The following is a 17,625-nucleotide window of genomic DNA, read 5'->3' as shown; positions in this document are numbered from 1 at the left end:
ATGACCTTGATACCAAATCCGATGAATAAACTGTTGCATTACAAACACCTAATCATTATTGACTGAACTGCATCTGATAAAGATTGGCGTAAATACCAGCTTGAGCAATTAACTCACTGTGATTACCGCGCTCAACAACTCGACCTTGATCGATAACCAAGATTTCATCAGCACTTTCAATTGTCGATAAACGATGAGCGATAACAATTGAGGTACGGTTATGACGCAGATTATCTAGGCCTTTTTGAATCGCTTTTTCAGACTCAGTATCTAAAGCCGATGTGGCTTCATCTAAAATCAATACTGGGGCATCACGTAACATAGCGCGAGCAATCGCAATACGTTGACGTTGACCACCAGAAAGCAACACGCCATTTTCGCCCACTTGGGTATCGAGCCCTTTTGGCAATGTCTCGATAAACTCCATCGCATAAGCAAGCTCAGCAGCGCGAACTATTTGCTCGCGGGTAACTTCGCCTGGGTAAGCATAGGCAATATTATTCGCTATGGTGTCGTTAAATAAGGTCACTTGCTGCGACACTAACGCCACTTGATTACGCAATGATTTTAATTGGTAATCGTAAATGCTGGTGTCATCAAGGCGAATATCACCGCTTGATAATCCACCATAAAAACGCGTAATCAAACTCGCGATAGTGGACTTACCAGAGCCAGATCGCCCTACTAAAGCGATGGTTTTACCGGGTTTAACTTCAAAATCAATGCCGTTCAAAGCGGGTTTATCTTGCCCAGGATAAGAAAAGGTCACATTTTCAAATGTCAGTTTGCCTTGAACGCGATCAATAGTGAACGGGCCATTATCAGGCTCAGGCGGAGTATCTAATAATTCAAATACAGTAGTACAAGCTGCAATACCGCGTTGAAACTCCGCATTAACTCGGGTTAAGTTCTTAATCGGTTGTAGCATGGCTAACATGGCACCTAAAATAGCCGCAAACGTACCTGCGGTCAGATCGGTTTTCATGCTATCCCAAGTGGCGGCATACAACACAAACGCCAGTGCGAAAGATCCAATAACCATGATCAATGGCTGACTAACAGATTGAGCTACCGCTAGCTTCATATTCTGGTAACGGTTCTGGTCGTTAACTTGATAGAAACGATCAACCTCTGTTTTTTGACCACCAAAGACTAATACGTTTTTATGGCCCTTAATCATCTGTTCAGTCGTTGCCGTTACGCCGCCCATAGCAGACTGGATCTGCTTAGACACCTTACGAAAGCGCTTACTCACAATACTGATGACAACGCCCATAATTGGACCTATCACTAGTATGCATAAGGATAATTTCCACGAATAGTAGAACATAATGCCTAACATGCCGATGGCGGTCATGCTATCGCGAACAATTGAAATTAACGCACTGCCAGATGCTCGGGCAATTTGTTCAGTGTCAAAGGTGACGCGCGAAATCAAATTACCACTATTTTCGCGGTCGATATAACTTACAGGCAAACGCAGATAATGCTCAAACACTTGTTGGCGCATATCCATAATGAGCTGTGCACTCATAAACGACACACAATAGGTCGACACAAAGTTAGCCAAACCACGTAAGCTGAACATTAAAATAACCGCAATCGGCGCCATTAACATAATGTCTTTATTGGCATTAAACCCACCATGAGTAGGTAAGTCGACTCCTGCCACTATGGCTGGCGTTTGACTAAAACCTTCATCAATAAAAGGTTTAATAAATGCGATAAACGCTGCATCGACAGCGCCATAGGTAATAAGGCCGAGTACAGCCATAATAAACATGGCTTTCATTGGCACGACATAGGTCATCAAACGTTTGAAAACGATCCACATTTCATTTTTAGGTGATGCTGACATTGAATCCAATACTTAACTAACAAACATAAATGATATTCTACTCTGCTTTAAGTGACTCACCAAATCTAAACAAACGGTTATACCAAAATGGAGCCATTTGTTGGCGGTAAGTGGCGATTTTATATTCGCCTTGATCAAAAGTAATACTAATTTGGCCGGCATGACCCGTTTGTAAAATTTTGCAGCCCTGCTGTTGATACCTCGCAACAACCTCAGGTTTAGGAAAACCGTACTGATTAGAAAAACCAGCGGTAAAAATGGCTAATTGCGGATTGACGCTATCGATAAATGCTGGGGTAGACGATGTTCGGCTACCATGATGCGGCACCAATAAAATATCGGCTCGAATATCAGCCTTTGCAGTAATTAATGTCTGCTCTCTGTCGGCTTCAATGTCACCAGTTAACAATACTGAAGACAGGCCATCAGACAATTTAACCACACATGAGTTGTTATTATCATTCGATGCCGTTAACGGATTACCAATGAAATTTAATTGTATACCGCGCCAGAGTATTTGCCCTTTACAAGCTTGTGCGACGGCTGGTGACAGCGATAAAGCTTTGGAGGTTATGGCAAAGTCAGCAATTAACCTCGCCAGTGGAAATTGTTCACGCAACACATGCACGCCACCTGCATGGTCATTATCATCATGACTTATAATAATATAATCAATAAAACGGATACCTCGGCTGGCAAGAAAAGGCACTATTGCCCGTTGTGCATAGCTAAAATCCCCATAAGCGGCACCAGTATCGTATATAATCCCGTGTCGGCCTTGCTGTAAAACGACTGCCATGCTTTGAGCCACATCAATAACATGAAGCTGCCATGGTGTTGAGCCTAATGAAGATGATGGCGCAGGCAATATCTCTTGAGTCACTAACTTATTGTTGACGATAGGCAGCAGCAATATGGTAACGAAAAAAAGGTAAATTCTCTTTTGCTTTTTAGCCACATGACTACGAATGCTCAACAACATCATCGCAAAAATAGAAAATACCAATCCAGCCAGTTGTTGTTCAGTTAATAGCAACTGATTTACTGGCAAATGATCGCTCAGCTGTAACAACCAGGCAAATGGCTCAAGGCTCATATTCGCCCATTGAAAGATCATCGTACCTAAGTGTTGTTGCGAGTCGCTATCGATACCCAATAACAAAAAAATGCACAACACCACTAACCAAATGTAAAAACTGAGTATCGTTAATGGGATCACCACCAGACTAAACCAAGGCACGAGCAGCATATTGAGCCATATGCTATGAGGTGAAATGCTGCCAAACAAAATGCCTTGCAGTACTCCCAATAGCAGCGCTAATCGCCATTGAATTGACCACAACACACTGAGTCCATGAAGCAGCTTACCTTTAAGTTTTAGGATTTTTTGTACGCATCGCTCAGCCATATTAGAGGAAGATGCAGAAATACTTTTAGCTACATAATCAGTGCCTATCTCTGCCTGCTGCTCAACCGTATTGGCTTGCACCGACAACAAAATAATGGCCAATGCGCCAAACGATAACCATAATCCGGCACCAAGCGATGCAAAAGGATCCACCAGCAACACAAAAAACAAGGCATACACCAATCGATCCCAATGGTGGCTAAACTGCTTAATAAAACTAAAAATGAGCAACAGAAATAACATCAATAAAGCACGCTGCGTAGCAATTGCAAAACCCGATAAATAGCCATACCCAAAGGTAAATATGCCCGCTAATATCATGGCGAATTGCATTTTACCTAAATGCTGCCAAGAAAATGCATAACGGCTTATGCCGAGAAAAATGCCATAAAACAAGCCAAAAACGACCGATAAATGTAACCCAGAAATAGCGACTAAATGCCCTGCCCCTGTTTGACGCAATTGCTGCCATCGCGCTGTGGTTAAAGCACTTTTATCGCCTAAAATTAACGCTTGTAAAATATCGCCCTGAGCAAGTTGTGCCAATATAGGGGTTAGTTTCTGCGTGACATCTTGGCGTAAAGACCCACCATAACGAATTAACTCAGCTTGTTTAACGCGGCCTTTGGCAATAATATGCCGAGTAATGAAGTACTTTTGTTGATTAAAGCCTCCTTGATTTTGTATGCTCGAGATCCCTTTCAACTTTGCACTAAATTGCCATATTTGACCGACAACAATTTTATCTGGCTTTTGCCATGTTAATCGGTAATATCGCTGCACATTGTTAAGCGCCAAAGAATCAAAAAAGGCGTCTTGATCAGCTTCAGAAATAACGCGCACATCAAAACTAATCCAGTCGCTGTTTTGGCTAACTAGTGATACTATCTGCGCCTTAAACTCAATTTGTTGCGACTTTTCAGCATATTGATGCATATATAGACAATGAAACAACAGGCTCAGCCAAATGACGGCGAATAAACAGCCAGCCATAAGTGGCCCTTTGCGAAGGCAAAGTAGCATAGCCAAAAATAGAATAGGTAAACACCATAAAGGTGCCAGCGAAGGCCATAACATCGCTGATAAAGAACAGGCGCAAAAGCCATAGATAAATCGATTCATAATGAATTAGTTAAGACATTAATCGACAAATATGCCAAAAAAATTAATACAAAGATTTATGCCCAAACCAGAAACACTCCGTGATCATAAGTATTTACGGGTGTTTGGCAAACTATTACACAAACCTAATTTGTGGGCATTAAATCGCAAATCAGCTCCTGGTGCCTTTGCGGTCGGACTATTTGTGGCTTGGATCCCCATGCCATTTCAAATGGTGGTGGCTGCAGGGTTTGCGATTTTATTTAACGTCAACCTTCCTGTTGCTGTCGCACTGGTATGGATAACTAATCCGCTGACCATGCCTATCATGTTTTATGGTGCCTATTTGTTAGGTGCTAAAATCATCGGACATAGAGCGCAGGCATTTCAATTTGAAGCCACTTGGGCATGGATTGAGGCCTCGTTGTCAACCATAGGTCCTCCCTTTTTAGTGGGTTGCTTAGTATTAGGCATTGTGTCAGCGTTAATCGGTTATATTGTCATTAAAAGTATGTGGCGCTATTCAATTTTATTTAAATGGCAAAAGCGTAAAGGCCAGTAAGCTTTAAATATATTGAGCAACTGAAATCACTAAGGCCGCAATAGCGGTCTTTTTTACAACTAAAGCTGTTGATTTAAGTTTTGTGACATCCGCTATGCTAAACGTGCAATTTTTTGGTCTGTTAATCCACTTTCGTAAATATAACATTAACAAATCCTAATGCTGCGATTAAGCACTCATACACCATTAGGGAGTTTGATCCTGAGCATGGCCAACTAAGCGAAGATTTGGTGGTGGATCAGTGCTACGGGGTACTGAAGCGAAATACTGATGCAGACTCGTTCGGTAAACAAAAACAGATACAGATACAGATGTTGTCGTGATTGTTGCTTAGTTAAGCAACGCTGTAATTTATGAGGGGGAATTTGTTTTACACAACAAAGCGTACGTTCTTGTGACTCGCAGCGTCGATAGTTTATCTATTACAAATAAACACAATCAAATCAGTTGTTCAAAGGACTGATTACACACTATTTAGATTACCGGCGTAGGCTAGTTAGGTTGCGGTAGGTCCATACAACCAAGTGCAGCGTAAGTAACCCGCTAAAACTAACTGCAAAGAAAAGTAGCGCGATAGATTCTACCCTCTTAGGGGTATCTGCATAGCAATACCACCAAAGTGGCCATGTAATTGCGCTCAGTAACGTCAATTGCCACATGCAGCGTTTACAGCGACCGATTTTTTGTTTAAAAACGGAATCAGTACATTGATTACAAGACATAACAGCTTTCTTTATCATTTATGCTCAGGATATTGATTATCAAACTCACTCGCCAACATGGCATACAGATACTCATCACCCCATGCGCCTTTAAAAAACACATTGTTAATAAAATGGCCTTCACGACGAAACTGCAACTTTTCTAAAAGCGCTGCACTGGCTAGATTGAGGCAATCAGTTTGAGCAATAACTCGATGACGAGATAATTCCACAAACAAATATTGCAATAAACAAGTTAACGCTTGTTCTGCAATTTCCTGTCCTTGAAATGCTGGAGCGACAGTAAAACCCACTTCAACTTGGGTGTCATCAATAAAATGTACCGCCAGATCGCCCATTAACAGCTCATGCTGATCACTAATGGCTAATTGATACCACAGCCCTGCTTTAGCAAAATCTTGGTAGTTGGTTAAATTCAATAAGCTTAGTGCGTCTTGATAGTGATAATCCGTCCAACTCTGATATCGAGCAACATTAGGATCTGCTCTATAAGCGGTAAATGCAATTAAATCATCTAAGGTCAATGGCCGGATGATTAAGCTGCCCGAGGTTAACGTTGAACACTTTAGTGGACGCACATTAGCATTACAGTCCATATCAACCTCGTTGGTTCATAGAGCTTATCTGCCCGCCAATGCGGTAGCTGGAGAAATTTTAGTCGCTTTCCATGCAGGATAAATGGTTGCGATAAGGCTCATAAATAGGCCCATTAATAGCACCACTGCCACATCTTGATAATGTAATTCTGATGGTAGGAAATCAATAAAATAAATATCAGAAGCCAATAATTGCACCCCTAAAAGGTGTTCAATGCTGCTCGCAATGGCACTTAAGTTATACGCTAAGCTGACGCCTAACACGCCCCCAATAACACAGCCCATAACACCATTAAGCGCACCTTGCAGAATGAATATGGTCATAATCGCACCACGAGAGAGCCCCATAGTCATTAAAATTGCAATTTCAGACGCTTTATCGCGCACCGCCATTACAAGTGTCGACACGATATTAAAGCAAGCCACTGCAATCACTAAAGCGAGTACCAGATACATGACTAAGCGGACTAATTGAATATCTTGGTACAAATGCCCTTGACTGCGAGTCCAATCATTAATATATAAATATTGCTCTTGAGCAAAGCCTAAATCACGGGTAATACTCGCCGCATTAAAGACATTATTGACTTGAATTCGCACACCAGAAACGCCGGTTCCTAACTCAAGTAAATCGGCTAAATAATTAAGCGACACATACGCTTGGGTTGACTCGATTTCGCCGCCCAAATCGTATACACCGGATACCACAAAGCGATGACTCTTAGCTGACGTTAACTGACTACTATTCGTGTCAGGGGTATACATAGCTAAAGTATCACCAACTTTTAAGCCTAATTTTGTCAATAAACTGCGACCAAGCACAATATGGTTATCATCACCCGCCAATGATTGCCACGCATCATTAGGCATATAATCAGCAATACTCGACACATCTGACTCATGCTTAATATCAATTCCATTTACCGTTAGTCCTTGAAAACCGCCAGGCTTTTGCACTAAACCTTGTAAACGAATAAATGGAGCTACGCCAGTAATTTGCGGCATGTTTGAGGCACTCTTAGCGATAACATGCCAATCGGTAATGGGTTGATTAACACCAACAAGTTCACCGTGTGACACCACGCCTAATAAACGCTCTTGCAACTCTTTTTCAAAACCATTCATGGCCGATAATACGACAATCAATACGCCAACGCCTAAAGCAATACCAGCGGTCGACGCAAAAGAAATAAACCCAATAAAGCCATTAGACTGTCGCGCGCGAAAAAAACGCCAGCCAATGGTTAACGGCAGCCACTTACTCATTCTGCTAACCCTACAGCGGGTGGATTGGCAGTAACTTGAAGCACACCATCTTTCATAGTGAGTTGACGATCCATTTTAGCGGCCAAGCTGTGATCATGAGTCACCACCACAAATGCAGTGCCAAACTGCTGGGCCAACTCGCGGATCATCGCATAAACATTGTTACCACTGCTGGCATCTAAATTACCGGTTGGCTCGTCGGCTAATACCAACTTAGGTTTATTGATTAATGCACGAGCAATCGCTACACGTTGGCGTTCACCACCAGACAACTGTGCCGGAATATGATGCAAACGATGGCCTAAGCCAACACGCTCGAGTAAGTTTTGCGCATCTACCAAAGCTTGCTTTTTATCTCTACCTTGAATGAATGCCGGCATAGCAACATTCTCTAATGCGGAAAACTCAGGTAGCAAATGATGAAATTGATAAATAAAGCCCAAATCTTGATTACGTATTATCGCCTGACGGGCACTAGACAATTGATATAAGTCTTCGCCGTCTAGCATGACGTTACCCGATGTGGGTGTATCTAAGGTACCCATAATGTGTAAAAGCGTACTTTTACCCGATCCTGAACTGCCGACAATAGCCAACTGTTCACCTTTATAAACGGTTAAATCAACCCCAGATAATACCTGAGTGGTCACTTCACCATCATGATAATGCTTACTGACTTGTTGAACCTGAAGTAATACTTGTTGTGTCTGACTCATTATTCGTATCTCAAAGCGGTAGCGGGTTGAACCCTTGCGGCGGACAACGCAGGATAAAGGGTGGCAAATAAGGTCATAAATAATGTGCCCAAAATGATAAGACTCAATTGCGCTAATGAAAATTGCACCGGCAGAGTCTGACCTAAGCCTAAAATAGAAATGCCAAGCGAGGTTAATATTTCATTTAAATTGAGGGTTAACACTATGCCAGCAATAGTACCAAGCATTAGCCCTAACAATGCATTAAGGGAGCCTTGGACAATAAAAATCGTCATTACCGAAGTAGTCGTTAACCCTTGGGTTTTTAACACCGCAACATCGGTAGTTTTATCCACGACCATCATCACCAATGCTGACACAATATTAAATGCAGCCACAGCCACAATTAAACTAAGCATCAATGACATCATATTTTTTTCCATCTTTACCGCCGAAAATAAATGACCGAAGTCTTGGCGCCAATCACGGGTTTGAATGTCAATATTTTGCTTGGCAAATCCGGCAACCACTTTCGGTGCTAGTGTCGGGGCCGAGAAAGGATCTTTCAAATATACTCGCAGCTCATTTATAGTATTACTGTCTTGACGCATCAACTTACGCGCATCCTTGTAATGCACATAGGCCACGCTCGAATCGACTTGCGAGCCCATTTCAAAAATACCCGCAACGGTAAATTTACGCTGACTAGGTACTGGGCCCATTGGAGAGTACACCACGCCATCACCACTTAGCACCCTGACCCGGTCACCCGTTTTTACATCTAATTTACGGGCAAGATCAGCACCAAGGACAATTAAATACTTGTCGGCCTTTAAGGTTGAAAAGGCATCGGAATAAGTATGTGAAGCAATGCTCGACAGGGATTGTTCAAGTTCTGGATACACCCCATACATCTGAATCGCATGGATATTACTGCTCGATTGGATCATAGCTTGAGTGGTTGCACTAGGCACAATCCCGCGAATTTTTTGTAATAAATCTTTATCAGCCAACAGACTCTGGGTGCTTTGTTGCCAATCACGAAATCCCATATCACTGATCAAGGTCATCTGTGGCACAGCACCTAAAATACGATTTTTGAGTTGACCTTCTAAGCCATTCATCACCGAACTCACCACGATCAATGCTGCCACACCTAAAAAAATACCCGACACTGCAAAAAAGGTAATAAAAGAGGCAAAAGCATTCGCTTTTCGGGCTCGCCAGTAACGGTAGCCAATAAAAAATGAAAATCCTAAATTCATAAAAAAATACTAATCCTGTGCGCCAGTTTAGGCGTATTAGTCAGACAATCGGGCTAAATGATGACATGAAAACAACAAGCCAGCGTGTATGACTTGCTAAATCATTAAGTTGGGCACGATAATAGGGCTATTAGTGTGATAAATAAAGAGGCAAACCTTGATACCTGACAGCAATTCTTATTTTAGTGTGCCTCACCACTTTAATGTCTATCTCACTTTGTGGGATCCAAAGCGTGCTTTACCCACAGATGATGAGCTTAGAGACATGCAATCTGTTGGGTTAAAACTACTAACAGAAGTGAAAAGTCTTGAAGCCAATTGTTTACTGCAGCTGCGAAATTTAGACAATGATGCTAAAGCTGTGGTCGATTTTTTAAAGCTACAATCACGCAAAGTCGATTTAGTATTACAACATGTGCTTGAAAAAGAAGTGCAAGATGGCGAGTTATTTACAGGCGATCAATTTGGTGGCAGTGGCGTGAGTATCATTTCATCACGTCCATTGGATATCAATGATCACGTTAAAACCCACATCTACTTGCACGCGGAATTAGTTGCCATATTGTGTATTTGCCAAATAAAAACCTGTACCCCTTTAGCAACAGATGATGCCATAGAAACCCCATATTGGCGCTGTGACCTTGAGTTTAGTCAAATACTTGAGGATGATATTGAGCAATTAGTTAAAGCAAGCTTGAATGTACAACAAAAAATGCTCAAAAAACGCAAACAGACTATCGATAGGCAGCGCAGCTGAAGCATAGCCTCATTCAATACGACTTGATCGCAAACGGAACTGACAAAGATTTTAATGAACCTATTTAGTGTACTCACGCCGCCGAGTGTAAAAAAAGGCCAACAAACGCAAACTTTGGCAACGTTAGGTGGGGTTTCACAAGCCATCACCCTTGCTAACTTAATTAATAACCATGCTGGTACCAGTATTATTGTCACCCATGACACGCCCAGTGCACTGTCACTTGAGGTTGAGCTGAGTTATTTATTAAATCACATCAATATCAATGTGTGTTTGTTTCCCGACCGTGAAACCTTGCCTTACGATAGTTTTTCGCCACATCAAGACCTGATTTCACAGCGTCTTGAAACCTTGGCCAATATTGGCCAGAGTCAGCATAATGTGGTGATAGTGCCAGTAAACACTTTAATGGTTCGCTTACCGCCTAAATCATTTATGACCGCTAATGTCATGGTGCTTAATAAAGGTGATACTTACAGTTTACAGCAAGCCAGACAGCACCTTACCGACACCGGCTACCATTTAGTTGATCAAGTCTATGAGCACGGTGAGTTTGCTATTCGTGGTTCTATTATTGATATTTTCCCTACCGGATCGAAACAACCGTTACGCATAGAACTGTTTGATGATGAAGTGGAATCGATCCGCTTTTTTGATGTTGATACCCAGCGTTCAGGCATGGCGCGTGATGCCATTCGCATGCTACCCGCGAAAGAGTTTCCCACCGACAGCAATGCCATTGAAGGTTTTAGACAACGTTATCGTCGTCGCTTTGAGGTGATCTCAAAAGAGGCGGAGTCGGTTTATCAACAAGTTAGTCGTAATTTAATGCCTGCCGGTATTGAAAACTACTTACCACTGTTTTTCGATGATATCGCCACACTATTTGATTACTTGCCACAAGATAGTCAACTTATCACTTTAGGCGATATTGAAAAAGCCAGCTTAGCCCACTTACATGAAGTGAATGTCCGTTACGAAGACCGACGAGTCGATCCTCTACGGCCATTACTGGCACCACAAGAACTTTACTTGCTTAATGATGAGTTATTTTCGGCATTTAAGTCCTATAACCGCACGCAGTTATTACAGCAGTATATTGCTAGCGATACTAACAATGCTGGCGAGCCGTTGGCCGAAGTTGCACTGCCTAAACACACTCTTGTCGCCAACGTTGAAAAACTGCCCGACATCAATGCCAATCATAAACTCAAGCAACCGCTGATTGCGTTACAAGAATATTGTCAACAGCACCCAGCCTTGGTATTTAGTGCAGAATCAGAAGGTCGCCGTGAGGCCTTATTAGAGCTATTTGCTAAAATTGGCATCAAACCTAAACAGTTTGATCATCTTAATGATTACTTAGCCGCCGAAGACCGTATTGGTTTAATCGTGTCCCCGCTCTCGCGTGGGTGTGTACTAACCGACACAACAAAAGGTGCCGTGAGCATCATTTGTGAAACCGAGTTATTTGGTCAACGTATCTCGCAGCAACGTCGCCGCGAAAAACAAAAACAAGTTAGTTCAGATGTATTAGTTAAAAACTTAGCCGAACTTAAAGTCGGTCAGCCCATAGTGCATCTTGAACATGGCGTGGCCTTATACCAGGGGTTAGAAACCCTTGATACCGGCGGCTTAGTCGCCGAATATTTAAAACTGGAATATTCTGGTGGTGACAAACTGTATGTGCCCGTGTCATCACTGCACCTTATTAGCCGCTACAATGCCAGTGCCGACGGCAGTACTCATCTTAATAAGTTAGGTAACGAAACCTGGGCAAAAGCCAAGAAAAAAGCCATTGAACGCATTCGAGATGTGGCAGCTGAATTACTTGATGTATATGCCCGTCGCCAAGCTCGTCCAGGCGAAGCGATGAGTATCGATGAACAAGAATACGCTCAATTCAGCCAAGGTTTCCCCTTTGAAGAAACGGTTGATCAAGAAAGCGCCATTCTTGCGGTACTTGAGGACATGCAAGCGCCATTAGCTATGGACCGTTTAGTCTGTGGTGACGTAGGCTTTGGTAAAACCGAAGTGGCCATGCGCGCAGCATTTGTGGCGGTGAATGCCGGTAAACAAGTGGTGGTATTAGTGCCAACAACCTTGCTGGCGCAGCAACATTATGAAAACTTTACCGACCGTTTCGCCGATTGGCCCATAGTGATTGAAGTCATGTCGCGCTTTAGAACAGCCAAAGAGCAATGCAATGTGGTTGAACAATTATCTGAAGGCAAAGTCGATATTGTTATCGGCACTCATAAATTACTGTCATCAGAAGCTAATTTTGAAAATCTTGGCTTACTGATTATCGATGAAGAACACCGCTTTGGCGTGCGTCAAAAAGAAAAAATTAAAGCACTTAGAGCCAACGTCGACATTCTTACTCTCACAGCCACCCCTATTCCGCGAACCTTAAACATGGCCATGTCGGGTATGCGAGATTTATCGATTATCGCTACGCCTCCGGCTAAACGTTTAGCGGTTAAAACCTTTGTGCGCGAATATGATAAGGCCACCACACGGGAAGCCATATTGCGTGAAATTTTACGTGGTGGCCAAGTGTATTATCTGCACAATAATGTTGAGACTATCGAGAAAACCGCACAAAACATTCGCGATTTGTTGCCAGAAGCGCGCGTGATTACTGCCCACGGTCAAATGCGTGAGCGCGATCTTGAGAAAGTGATGTCTGATTTTTATCATCAACGCTTTAACGTACTGGTGTGTACCACCATTATTGAAACCGGCATCGACGTGCCCAGTGCCAACACCATTATGATTGACCGAGCAGATATGTTTGGTTTAGCGCAACTGCATCAGCTCCGTGGTCGCGTTGGGCGCTCACATCACCAAGCTTATGCTTACATGATGACCCCGCATCCTAAACGCATGACCCCAGATGCGCGTAAACGTCTTGAAGCGATTGAAGCCTTGGAAGATCTTGGAGCCGGTTTTTTACTGGCGACTCAAGATTTAGAAATTCGTGGTGCAGGTGAATTGCTCGGCGATGAACAAAGTGGCCATATTTCAAAAATTGGCTTTAGTTTATACATGGAAATGCTGGAATCTGCCGTAAAGGCCCTCAAAGAAGGAAAAGAGCCTTCTTTAGCCTATATGATGAGCGCCAAAGCAGAAATTGATTTACGTATTCCAGCGTTATTACCTGAAGACTACGTCAGTGACGTTAACATGCGTTTGTCACTTTACAAACGTATTGCTAACTGCGAAACAGATAGCATGCTTGATGAGCTTAAAGTCGAATTTATCGACCGTTTTGGTATGTTACCTCAACCAACGCGAAATCTAATGGCGCTCACGCTATACAAACACCAGGCAACGGCATTGGGTATTGCCAAAATAGAAATGCACGCTAAAGGTGGCAGTGTTGAATTTGGTCAAGAAAATCACGTCGATCCAATGTTTATTATTGGTTTGTTGCAAAACCAGCCACAAATCTATCGAATGGACGGGCCAAATAAGTTAAAGTTCAATATTCCTGCTGAAACAAGCAAAGAGCGTCTTGAGCTCATCAGTACCTTGCTTGAACAGTTCGCTAAACATCAAATTTTGGAGACAAATAGTGCTTCGTAAACTTGCGATTACTATCGCCGCTATCACAGCGCTATCCCACAGCTTTTCAGCCCATGCAGAATCATGGTTTGAAGTTGAAGTGTTTGTATTTGAACGCCAACAACCCTCTGTTGAAAAGTGGTTAAATGCCGCACCTCCCAAACTGAGTACCGATACGGTAGATATTATTACCCCAGTGATCAGTACCGACATCACCGGAGTGGCCGTTGGCTTAAATGGTTGTACTTCAACCGACTGGACCAATGGTGCTAGCAACTGTAATGCTCCAATAGTCAGCAATACTACCGTCACCTATCCAAGCCAAGTTCCATTTAATATCGGAGCTAGCTCGCCACAACAGGCATACTTAAGTCAAGGGCCACTGTTGCTGGCTAATAGCCAAGGTCAATTTAGTGACTTAATTAGAACCATTAGCCGCGAACCGTATGTTAAAGGGCTAGTGCATTTAACTTGGCAGCAAAATATGCAATCTCGTCGACGAGCTAAGCCTATCCGTATTTTTGGTGGTAAGGATTTTTCAAAGAGTTTTGAATATCATGGTTTAAGTGTTAAAAAGCCAAATCCAGCAGAAACAAAACCAGGTACAGAGTTTGGTGCATTAGGTGATGTTTATGAAGCGCCGAAGATTAACCCGGTCTGGGAATTAGACGGCTCAATTAACATTTACCTCAGTCATTATCTTTACATTGAAAATAATTTGGCCTTGCGTAAACCGACTCAAAAAATGGTGGAATCGAGTCCTTTGGAGTTTAACGAATATTCAGCGTTAGACATTGAAGGTAAAAAACAATTGGCGCCTTACTTAGAAAGTATTCCACTGATCCAAAATCGACGGGTTCGCAGTGGTGAAATCCATTATTTTGATCACCCACAATTGGGTATTGTGATGCAAATTCGTAAAATGGCTCAACCCACTAATGTGAAACCGATTGATTTAACAGAACGTTCTACCACTAATCAAGCTGTGCCATATACAGGTTAATAGCTGAGTATCTGACAAGCAGATAATTAAAAACCGGATCGATTGATCCGGTTTTTTTGCTTAATACCAAGCTCATTTACTATCGAAACTGTTTATAACGACTGCGCCATGGCTGTGATATCGGATGCCAATTGTTGCGCTGCCTGCCACCGAGTTTGCTGCTCAAGTGCCTTTAGGGTTTGCTCTGCATCGCCTTTTAACGTTAGAGCGGTATGCATAGGCTCTGCAGCGGGCCAATCAAACTCGGTTAATAAAGCCTTTACACCAACGGGGTCGTTACATACCAAAATCATGTCACAACCCGCATCTAATGCCGCTTTAGCCCGCCCAAGATAATCACCGGCAAAACTCGCGCCCTTCATGCCTAAATCGTCAGAAAAAATAACCCCATTAAAGCCTAATTGTTGTCGTAAAATGGTCTGTAACCAATAAGGTGAAAACCCCGCAGGATTAGGATCAATATTAGAATAAACAACATGTGCAGGCATAACACCTTGCAACTGCTGTGATCCAATCAGTTGGGTAAACGGCAACATGTCGACATTTTCCAGCTGTTCTTTACTGCGCGGATCAACAGGCATCGCAATATGTGAATCGGCAGCGACACTGCCATGACCAGGAAAATGTTTACCTACGGCAGCCATCCCGGCCTCATTCATGCCAATAATAAATTGTTGGGCTAACACGCTAACTTCATCAGCAATAGCACTAAAACTGCGCTTACCAATCACCTCACTGATACCATTTACGTCTAATACGGGCGCAAAACTTAAATCGATGTCACAGGCTAAAAGCTCAATAGCCATTAAAAAACCACACTCCTTCGCCCATTGTTTAGCTAATGTTAAATCGCCTTTAGCAGCAGGTAAAATATCACCCATAGCAGGAATTAAACTAAAGCCTTCACGAAAACGTTGAACTCGACCACCTTCGTGATCAACGGCAATTAATAATTCAGGACGAATTAGACGAACTTGCTTAACCAGTTCAATTAGTTGACTTTTACTTTCAAAGTTACGACTAAATAATATAATACCACCCACCTGAGGGTGCCGTAATTGCTCGGTTTCAAGCACAGAGACTGCTAAACCTGCAAGATCCATCATTAAATAGCTCAAACCTTTCTCCTATCTATAAAGCTGACGACTTTGTCAGGTTAACCACGTCAAATAACCCATTAAGTATAAGACTGGCTAATGTGAAAATAATGCATCAAAAAATCTAATGAACTAACATTGATTAATGTGTGGGATACTCTAGAAGAATAAGAGATAAACCGCCAACATTACATGTGACGATTATACTCACTTATAACGAAAACAATAAACGACTCAGCAAGGGTTAAACAACATGATTAGTGTATTTGACATGTTCAAAATTGGTATCGGTCCTTCTAGTTCTCATACTGTGGGTCCTATGAAAGCTGGTAAAATTTTTATACAGCATGTCGCTGATAATAATTTATTAGCGAATACCGACGAGTTACAAACAGAATTATTTGGATCGTTAGGTCAAACAGGCAAAGGCCACGGCACAGGTAAAGCGGTTATTTTAGGCCTAATGGGTGAAGACCCAGAAACCGTCGATACCGATGCCATTGATGCCATTTTAGAGACTGTGTCTACCAGCCAAAAGCTTACCTTGGCAGACGGTCGTCAGGTTAAATTTACTCGCGAAGACGGTGTTACCTACCACAGACGTAAAACCTTACCCGCGCATGCTAATGCTATGACCTTATATGCTTTGTCTAAAGGCGAATGCATATATCAACGTACTTATTATTCTGTTGGTGGTGGTTTTATTCTCGATGAAGATGAAATCACTCAACAAAATGCATCTCCAGCAACGCCAATTGAACAAGCACCTTATGACTTCAATAGTGCCCTGCAATTGCTGCAACTGTGTTGTGATAATGGCTTAAGCATTTCATCATTAATGATGGCCAATGAACTTAGCATTGCCAGTGAAGATGAAATCAAGCAAGGTTTGTGGAAAATTTGGCAAACCATGAAAAACTGCGTTGAACGCGGTTATCAAAAGGAAGGCATATTGCCAGGCGGTTTAAAGTTACGCCGACGTGCTCCCGCGCTCTACCGCCGCTTAAAAGCAGAAGGACGCAATAACACTGACCCATTGACCGCCATGGACTGGGTTGATTTGTTTGCTTTATCGGTTAATGAGCAAAATGCAGCAGGCGATCGCGTCGTAACCGCACCCACAAACGGTGCTGCGGGGATTATTCCTGCGGTATTGTGTTACTACGACATGTTTGTTCAAGAAGTGGATATCGATGTATGTAGTCGCTATCTGTTAACCGCTGCTGCCATTGGTATTTTGTACAAGAAAAATGCCTCCATTTCTGGCGCCGAAGTCGGTTGCCAAGGCGAAGTAGGCGTAGCCTGTTCAATGGCAGCCGGTGCGTTAACTGAAATTATGGGCGGAACTGTAGAACAGGTTGAGAATGCCGCTGAAATTGGCATGGAACATAACCTAGGCTTAACCTGTGATCCTGTTGGCGGCTTAGTGCAAGTGCCTTGTATTGAACGTAATGCTATGGGAGCGGTAAAAGCGATTAATGCTTCACGTATGGCACTGCGCGGCGACGGTAATCATAAAGTCTCACTGGATAAAGTGATTAAAACCATGATGGAAACCGGTAAAGATATGCGTAGCAAATATAAAGAAACGGCCAAAGGCGGTCTTGCGGTGAATATCGTCGAATGTTAATTCACGCATAAAGTAAATGAAATCAAGTAACAATGCCTGTTAGTAATCCTAACAGGCATTTTTTATATGTTAAACAATATCGAGGATCTGTGAAT

The 17,625-nt window shown here is 42.6% G+C and carries 14 protein-coding genes; 6 read left to right on the top strand and 8 right to left on the bottom strand.

Annotated elements, in window-relative coordinates:
• Positions 1-55 precede the first annotated feature (55 nt).
• Positions 56-1,858: a lipid A export permease/ATP-binding protein MsbA gene (msbA, locus tag H5185_RS11435; protein ID WP_124015770.1), complete on the bottom strand. Its 1,803-nt coding sequence runs from the start codon at positions 1,856-1,858 to the stop codon at positions 56-58.
• Positions 1,859-1,895: 37 nt separating this feature from the next.
• A complete protein-coding gene (locus tag H5185_RS11430; RefSeq protein ID WP_404948460.1) occupies positions 1,896-4,289 on the bottom strand; it encodes a DNA internalization-related competence protein ComEC/Rec2 in 2,394 nt (797 codons plus the stop codon).
• On the opposite strand from H5185_RS11430, the gene H5185_RS11425 reads away from it, so the two are divergent.
• Positions 4,234-4,374 carry a hypothetical protein gene (locus H5185_RS11425; RefSeq protein ID WP_182742133.1) on the top strand — a complete coding sequence of 47 codons (141 nt, stop codon included), beginning with the start codon at positions 4,234-4,236 and terminating at the stop codon, positions 4,372-4,374. The genes H5185_RS11430 and H5185_RS11425 overlap by 56 nt on opposite strands.
• A gap of 45 nt (positions 4,375-4,419) precedes the next feature.
• Positions 4,420-4,929, top strand: coding sequence for a DUF2062 domain-containing protein (locus H5185_RS11420; RefSeq protein WP_182696919.1), 510 nt, complete (start codon positions 4,420-4,422; stop codon positions 4,927-4,929).
• Between the two features lie 479 nt (positions 4,930-5,408).
• Here H5185_RS11420 and H5185_RS11415 read toward each other — a convergent pair whose 3' ends face one another.
• Genes H5185_RS11415 through H5185_RS11395 form a run of 5 tightly spaced genes read right to left on the bottom strand, consistent with a single transcriptional unit; the run spans position 5,409 to position 9,473 of the window.
• A complete protein-coding gene (locus tag H5185_RS11415; RefSeq protein ID WP_182742132.1) occupies positions 5,409-5,651 on the bottom strand; it encodes a DUF3624 domain-containing protein in 243 nt (80 codons plus the stop codon).
• A 14-nt stretch (positions 5,652-5,665) separates the two neighbouring features.
• Positions 5,666-6,247, bottom strand: a complete 582-nt coding sequence (locus H5185_RS11410; RefSeq protein ID WP_182742131.1) for a GNAT family N-acetyltransferase — start codon at positions 6,245-6,247, stop codon at positions 5,666-5,668.
• Positions 6,248-6,271: 24 nt separating this feature from the next.
• The gene (lolE, locus tag H5185_RS11405) at positions 6,272-7,513 is read right to left on the bottom strand and encodes a lipoprotein-releasing ABC transporter permease subunit LolE (RefSeq protein WP_124015765.1); all 1,242 of its coding nucleotides are present in this window, start codon (positions 7,511-7,513) and stop codon (positions 6,272-6,274) included.
• Positions 7,510-8,229 carry a lipoprotein-releasing ABC transporter ATP-binding protein LolD gene (gene lolD / locus H5185_RS11400; protein WP_182742130.1) on the bottom strand — a complete coding sequence of 240 codons (720 nt, stop codon included), beginning with the start codon at positions 8,227-8,229 and terminating at the stop codon, positions 7,510-7,512. The genes lolE and lolD overlap by 4 nt, the downstream gene beginning before the upstream one ends.
• Positions 8,229-9,473, bottom strand: a complete 1,245-nt coding sequence (locus H5185_RS11395) for a lipoprotein-releasing ABC transporter permease subunit (RefSeq protein ID WP_182742129.1) — start codon at positions 9,471-9,473, stop codon at positions 8,229-8,231. Before H5185_RS11395 ends, lolD begins: the two co-directional genes overlap by 1 nt.
• A 157-nt stretch (positions 9,474-9,630) precedes the next feature.
• Between H5185_RS11395 and H5185_RS11390 the strand changes: the two genes are divergently transcribed.
• The 3 genes from H5185_RS11390 to H5185_RS11380 are packed head-to-tail and all read left to right on the top strand — an operon-like array spanning position 9,631 to position 14,803.
• On the top strand, positions 9,631-10,230 hold the full coding sequence (locus tag H5185_RS11390) for a hypothetical protein (protein WP_182742128.1): 600 nt from the start codon (positions 9,631-9,633) through the stop codon (positions 10,228-10,230).
• Between the two features lie 54 nt (positions 10,231-10,284).
• Positions 10,285-13,821: a transcription-repair coupling factor gene (mfd, locus tag H5185_RS11385; RefSeq protein WP_182742127.1), complete on the top strand. Its 3,537-nt coding sequence runs from the start codon at positions 10,285-10,287 to the stop codon at positions 13,819-13,821.
• Positions 13,811-14,803, top strand: coding sequence for a peptidoglycan binding protein CsiV (locus H5185_RS11380; RefSeq protein ID WP_182722266.1), 993 nt, complete (start codon positions 13,811-13,813; stop codon positions 14,801-14,803). The genes mfd and H5185_RS11380 overlap by 11 nt, the downstream gene beginning before the upstream one ends.
• A 92-nt stretch (positions 14,804-14,895) precedes the next feature.
• Here H5185_RS11380 and nagZ read toward each other — a convergent pair whose 3' ends face one another.
• Complete coding sequence (nagZ, locus tag H5185_RS11375; protein WP_182696925.1) at positions 14,896-15,921, bottom strand: beta-N-acetylhexosaminidase; 1,026 nt, start codon at positions 15,919-15,921, stop codon at positions 14,896-14,898.
• A gap of 232 nt (positions 15,922-16,153) precedes the next feature.
• Between nagZ and H5185_RS11370 the strand changes: the two genes are divergently transcribed.
• Entirely contained in the window at positions 16,154-17,530 is a 1,377-nt protein-coding gene (locus H5185_RS11370) for an L-serine ammonia-lyase (protein ID WP_124015758.1), read from the top strand.
• The last annotated feature ends 95 nt before the right edge of the window (positions 17,531-17,625 follow it).

Source organism: Shewanella sp. SG44-6 (genome assembly GCF_014164185.1).
Lineage (GTDB): Bacteria > Pseudomonadota > Gammaproteobacteria > Enterobacterales > Shewanellaceae > Shewanella > Shewanella vesiculosa.
Note: the sequence above shows the minus strand (reverse complement) of the source record. Positions and strands in the feature narration are given on the sequence as shown.